Source organism: Treponema sp. R80B11-R83G3, assembly GCF_054786115.1.
The window spans coordinates 20,956-27,231 of the sequence record NZ_BDHF01000019.1; the positions used below are offsets into that span (position 1 = coordinate 20,956).

Annotated in this window: 5 protein-coding genes; 3 read left to right on the forward strand and 2 right to left on the reverse strand. The window is 42.5% G+C overall.

Features of this window, described 5'->3' with window-relative positions; translation table 11 throughout:
• The first annotated feature begins 49 nt into the window (after positions 1–49).
• Complete coding sequence (locus ACYVRH_RS04695; protein WP_461255772.1) at positions 50–718, forward strand: hypothetical protein; 669 nt, start codon at positions 50–52, stop codon at positions 716–718.
• Here the strand turns inward: ACYVRH_RS04695 and ACYVRH_RS04700 are convergent.
• On the reverse strand, positions 699–1,823 hold the full coding sequence (locus ACYVRH_RS04700) for a hypothetical protein (protein ID WP_461255773.1): 1,125 nt from the start codon (positions 1,821–1,823) through the stop codon (positions 699–701). The genes ACYVRH_RS04695 and ACYVRH_RS04700 overlap by 20 nt on opposite strands.
• A 12-nt stretch (positions 1,824–1,835) precedes the next feature.
• A complete protein-coding gene (locus ACYVRH_RS04705; protein WP_461255774.1) occupies positions 1,836–4,520 on the reverse strand; it encodes a hypothetical protein in 2,685 nt (894 codons plus the stop codon).
• Positions 4,521–4,904: 384 nt separating this feature from the next.
• Here ACYVRH_RS04705 and ACYVRH_RS04710 point away from each other — a divergent pair, with 384 nt between their 5' ends.
• Both ACYVRH_RS04710 and ACYVRH_RS04715 read left to right on the forward strand, forming a co-directional pair.
• Positions 4,905–5,303 carry a helix-turn-helix domain-containing protein gene (locus tag ACYVRH_RS04710; RefSeq protein ID WP_461255775.1) on the forward strand — a complete coding sequence of 133 codons (399 nt, stop codon included), beginning with the start codon at positions 4,905–4,907 and terminating at the stop codon, positions 5,301–5,303.
• Positions 5,281–6,192 carry a TrmH family RNA methyltransferase gene (locus ACYVRH_RS04715; RefSeq protein WP_461255776.1) on the forward strand — a complete coding sequence of 304 codons (912 nt, stop codon included), beginning with the start codon at positions 5,281–5,283 and terminating at the stop codon, positions 6,190–6,192. The genes ACYVRH_RS04710 and ACYVRH_RS04715 overlap by 23 nt, the downstream gene beginning before the upstream one ends.
• The last annotated feature ends 84 nt before the right edge of the window (positions 6,193–6,276 follow it).

Below are 6,276 nucleotides of genomic sequence, written 5' to 3' on the forward strand. Positions count from 1 at the left end.
TGTTCTTAATGATTATAATTTATCCGCATACAGCGCTGACGATGGATATTTGATATTTGTTGATGAATCTTTTTTTAGAATGTTGTTTTTCCTTACAATTATTTTTATTTACGATGCAAATAATCTTATAAATGAAAATGAGAAAGATAATGCGATTTCTTTTATCAACAGCATTATTGATAATTATTTTCAATATAAAGCATTTGATTTAAGTAAAGATATTACGCCTTTACTTTTGAAAAGAGACTATAAAATAGCGGAATTTGCGAATTATTTTTTCCAGTCACTAAAGATATTTATGATTGCCCATGAAATAAGTCATCATGTTTTAGGCCATACAAAAGGAACTAAAAAAAGGAAGTTAATAATTAACGGACATAATATAGAGATAGAGGAAGACAAGAGAAACAAGCTTTGTGAATTGGATGCAGATGTTTTTGGATATAATATATTTCTTTCGGTTTTGAATACGACAGATGATTCAATAGATTACGCTTATTGTAAATATAAATTTGAATTTGCGCCATTGTTTCTCTTTGATTTATTCGATGCATTGGATAAGATGAACAAAATACAAACTTACGAATACATAACGCACCCAACACCAAAAGAAAGAAAAGAAAATTTATTAAAACATTTTAAGATAGAAGACCCGTCATTTTTATACAAAAATCTCATAACAGTACTTAATCAAAATCTTAATTGTCAATCTTTTTAAGTATCGTAAGAAGCTCAGCGCCTTTCATTGGCTGAACAGGACGGAAATTCCGCCCATCGGGGAGGGATAAAAGTTCCGTCTCAACACAACCCAGTATTGAATCAAAGAAGGGGGAAAGCGCGGGGACATCCGCGAGTGGACTGCGCGGTTTTGTACCTGTCGCATAACGTGCGGAATAACGGGATAACATTCCGCGATCCCCGCGCGCTTCGGCGTACAGATGCCAGATAAAAAAAGCGGCACCGGCGCGTGTTACGGCTTCGTCAGGCTTTGGTTTTGCTACCGGCCATTGAGTTACCGTTATATCCTGGGTGTAGGGAATAAAAGCGCGATCAACAAGGCGGGTAAACAATTCCGCGTCTGTGATATTTCTGCCGCCTGTTATAAACCGCAAAAGCTGAGTTTCGTTTTTTGCAAGAGAAATACAATCGTTCCATGTAATGGTTTCGCGCCCAAGCAAACTGAGAGAACCCGCGTCCACTCCGCTCGCGTTGCGAAGTTCCCAGGCGCGGTCCCTTTCCTGCCCGTAACTGTCTTTGTAAACTTTGTTTATTCCCGAAGAAAACGCAATGTCAAAAGCGCCGACAGCTTCTGAAAATCGTTTTAAATCGGCAAGAGTGTGACCCTTCTCAATGTTAAGCTCTCCGATACCCAAAGACTTTTGGTTAAGCAGAGCCAGTTCTTTTTCTATTATTTCCAGTTTTTTTACAGGATCGCCTTCAAGGCGGACAGATAAAACAACAGCGGGAATAGTTCCGGGTGATGTGGAAATAGACTGACGGTACAAACGCACAGCCTCGCTGTATTTGCCTTCCAGAATGGCAAGCCTGCCTGACCAAGCTATAAGTCTGCCTGAATAGTCAGCGTCAGCGGATCCTTCCTTCTCCATCTGAACAATCAATTCTCTTGCCGATGTGATTTCTTTCGTTTTTTTACGCGCTTCATTTGCGCCAACCGCCTCAAGAGGAACTATCGCTTCTTCAACAGCAGTAAGATTTTTTTCAGTCTTACTCGCCTGAATGTTAATTGTTAAATCTTTCACGGTGGTACAAGCTGAAAAAAACGCCGCTATAACAAATATTATTACCGCTTGAAGCTTCTTCATTTTAATTCTCCGTTATTTGAACTGCCAGCGATATAAACGCCTGTCCATTCCCATGCCAAAAATTTCCGCTTTCTTACCGCCCTGCGCCGGAATAAATAAAGGCCTGCCCCACGCAGGAAGTGGGAATCCTACAAGAGAACGGAAAAATCGCGTATAGGCATAAAGCGCGTTGCCTTCGCCAGTGATATAGATTTCAGGAACTTTATCCCCATCGCTGTCAAAGAATGTTATATAGCCTTCTTCTTTTACGGAAAAACCGGGAATACTTTGACACAGAACTTCACCGTCTAAACTTACTCTGAAAAACATTCCGTCAGATGAAACAAGCCACATAAAATCTCCGTCAAAAATAGGCTGTTGATAAAAAACTCCGTCAAGCGCAAGAGGGAACGGCGGGACAAGAGCCGCGTCTTCATCGTAAACAAAAAACTGCCCAGATTGATTTATAAAGGCGGCATAAACATTGTTTTTATAAGCGAATAACAGCGGCGATCCAAAACCAATGCCAACACTGCCGCCGCCTTCTTCGTCGTCATTTTCTATAGATATTGGAGCAGGCCAATTAGGGAGCGTTCTCCCTTCGCCGTCAAGCAGCCAAATTTCACCAAAGAAACTTTTTGGATAAACTGCCGTATATACTTTGTTTTCTTTTTTGCCGGAAAGTAGCAGGAAAGACGGCGGAGAGCGTAGAGCGGCAGTAAATGAAGTTTCCCAAACGCCTTGTTTGCCGTTTGCATCAACCGAATAAACTTTGCCGTCTTCGTCACAAAGGTAAAGCTTTCCCATAAACGCTATGGGAGCGGAGGAAAGTTGAAGCCCCGTAAGTATCGGGAAACCCTGAACAATTTCCATATTGCCGTCTACAAGCGTTACGCGCCCACGATCCGTAACAACCCAGGCGAATACTGTACCTGCCGTATCTTTTACCGTAACATCGACGGCGGGAATAACCCAATGATTTCCCTGACCGGCAAGTTCATTGGTACTGTTATCTGCAACTTTTAACGAGACAGCGGTATTGCCCGAAGAATAGAATACCCTGCTCTCTTCCCCCTTGCCCGCCCCGTAAATGCGGTTAGAAGGCCTTCCGCCGGCATCCAGCGGATAACCGCTTGCAAGAGTTATGCCGCCGCCTGAACCGGGAACAAGAGACAGAGAAATTTCAACAAGCCCCTTATTAAAGCTCATGCGGGCAAGCCCCTGGCGATAGAGGGATAAAAAGCCGCTAAGGGAGGTATTATTGCGCAGAAAGAAAGGTACTGAAAGATCCAGCGAGTAGTACAAACTAAAAGAGCTTGCAACGTTTTTTCCCCCGGCAATATTGCGCCAGATATCGGTTTTTGGCAGTACGTCGTTTCTTTGCATGGCGCGTAACGCGGCAAGAAGGGCCTCCGCCGATTCGCTTACAAGGAAATAATCTTTGTAGATTGTGTAATAAGGGGACGGTATAAAAATATCCCAGCGCCTTAAAAGAGATTGAAGAAATTCGGGGACTTCAATACGCGGAATACGAACTCCGTCAAGATTTAATCTGACATTCTCATTAAGCGCGGCTGATTTAAAAGCGCGATCAAAAATTCCTTGCCGTTTTTTTTCATCGGCAATTTGAATCATATAAATAGGGTGAGGCCGCCCTTCCAAGCCGAAAGCGGCAAATTCATTTCCCGACCATGAAAAAAGAAGATCGTTCAGCGATAAACCTAAAAGCAGTTTGGAAGAACTGTCCGCAGTCTTAAGCGCGCTATCAAGTCCCTGTGTAAACACAAGAGCGGTCTGATAAATTTCTTCTAACGTGCCTGCGGAAAGTATAGTCGCATATTGCGCGTTTGCGGGAATACGTTCCGCTATGCCCGGAACGCGGGAACGCTGTCCGAGCATTCGGCTTAAATCAGCCTGATTGGATGACAGCGGAGCCGCCAGACTGAATTCAATTTTTTTAGGGTATATTGAAAGTCCCGCTTCTACCTTTGAATCAAATACGACATTTTTCAAAATCGCCGCAATACCCGAGTCTTGATCAGATAAAAGAGAGCCGATAAATTCATTGGAAAGCATAAACGCCGCGTCAAAATCTGAAGGCTTGATAGCTGTAAACGCCTTAGCGTTACCTGAATTTACTGCGGAGCGTGATTCAAAAATGCGCGAATTATCGGTTACAAAGAGCAGGTTGCGATAAGGAGCGATGTAATACGTCTTGTCGCTTAGGCGATATTCAAAACGTGAATTTTTTCCAGCTTGCACATAATAAAGATCAGTGATGTTTACAAATTTTGAAATTGTAGGAAGGATACGCAGTAAGGGGGAGAAAAAACCAAAATCCCACGCTGCTAATAATATTCCAGATTCAGAATCAGAAGTCAACAGGGCAAGTTCCAGATTTCCACGCGCAGCAAGACGCACCATGCCATTCTTAAGGAGACTATTGTCTTTCAATGCTATCAACGCAGAGGCAGTTTGAGCCAAGGCCGGCACATTGGAAATTTCATCAAGAGACTCATGCGTTAAAATCCCGTCAAGCAAACGCACGGGATTGGGTATGCTGAGGCGAAGAACAGCGGAATCGGGAATAACGGAAGCCGCGTTCACTCTGCCAATCAGCGAAAAAGCAGTCCAGCCAATGAAGAGTACCGCAAGAATAATGAGCAGGGTTACTATGAATCTGAGGAACTTTTTAGAAGGGGAATTATTGTTACTCATATAAAAATAGTAAGTTATTATGAAGAAAAAATAAAGCTCGTGTGAAAATGTTACCTGTTCTCAAACATGCTGTTATTCTCAAACTTATAAAATCCTATCAAGATTTCGACTTATCAGATTTAGATTGGTTTTTGGAATCTGACGAGTTTTCGGTAGATTTGGCGAAAACTAACGCCTGTAGTATGCCAAGAATATAATTCTGTTGTTCTTCATTAAGTAATGAAAAGTCTTTACAAACTTTTTCCAGTTTTTCTTCCTGAATCATTCGACCCTCAATAGAATACTCTGTATGTGAGAATATTATACTATTTTGTGAGAATTGTAAATACTCAAATTGTAAATATCAACATTGCATAGTGAGTGTTTTTGTCGTATGATATGGATATGACTATTAGCAAGCGCATAAGACACATACGACAGACACTCAATATGTCGCAGGTAGAATTTGCGAAAGCAATCCATATAAGCAACGGATATATTGCGGAACTTGAATGTGAACATCGAAAAGTCAACGACCGTATTATCCATCTGATTTCGCTGACTTTCGGCGTTAACGAAAAATGGCTAAAAACCGGCGAAGGCGATATGTTTTTTAAAACTTTGGGTGAAAAACTCCAACGTATGGTAACCTTATTTAACGAATTACCTCCCAAATTTCAAGATTATGTAATGCAGCAAATCGAACAGCTTTTGAATGTAACGGCCAAAGAACCCGAAAATTCTGCGGAAATACCGGCGGAATTACCGACGGAAATACCGAATGATCCCCCTGTACAAGCTTGAAAAACTGCCCCGTACCCAAAAACTCAGAAAAATAGCAAAAATTTTTACTATGGCTGAAGCCAAGCTTTCCCATTTCCTGGCAAGTGGCGATTTTCAAGAAGGCAGCCAAGAAAGCGGTTTAATTGCAATCAAAAGCACAGATGTTTTTAACAATCAGGAAACAGCTTTTTTTGCCGATACCGCCAAAATACTGGCAAAAGACGGATTTTTTTCGACAGATGCGAAAAAAGCGATTATCGAGTCAATGGGCATTTTCCAAGCGGCAACAACAACTCCAATCAGCGATTTATCAATTTTTCTTCGCGCATTAAACAACGTCAAGCACATTTTGCTTGCGGAAACCGGGAAAGATCAAGCCGATTGGGATTTTACAGTCAGTGATGGCCGTCTCGATCCACAGAAAAGGCAAATTTTCAAAGGAATGTGGATATACATGGAGGATATTCGCTCCCCGTTCAATGTAGGGGCAATGTTTCGTACCGCAGAAAGTTTTGGCGTAGAAAAAATTATCTTGTCCCCGCTTTGCGCCGACCCTCGTCATAAACGCTCCGAGCGGACGGCTATGGGTTGTGTAGACGTTATTCCCTGGGAACGGCAAGAGCTTTTTCCCGCACCGGAAAATTCGCCAACCGATAATTTTACGGAAACTCCACCAATTTTTGCCTTAGAAACGGGAGGCACCCCCTTAGCGGAATTTCACTTTCCGCGCCGTGGGATTATGATAATCGGTTCCGAAGAATTGGGGGTAAGTCCCCGCACGTTGGCAGCGGCGGACGCTTCGCTGGGGCGGGTGACAATTCCCTGTTACGGAGCAAAAGGTTCGCTGAATGTGTCGGTTGCTTTTGGGATTGCGATTCAGGCTTGGGGAGAGGCTATTGGGGGGAGGTAGGAAGGAAAACTGGAAAAAGTTTGTAAAGACTTTTCATTACTTAATGAAGAACAACAGAATTATATTCTTGGCATACTACAGGCG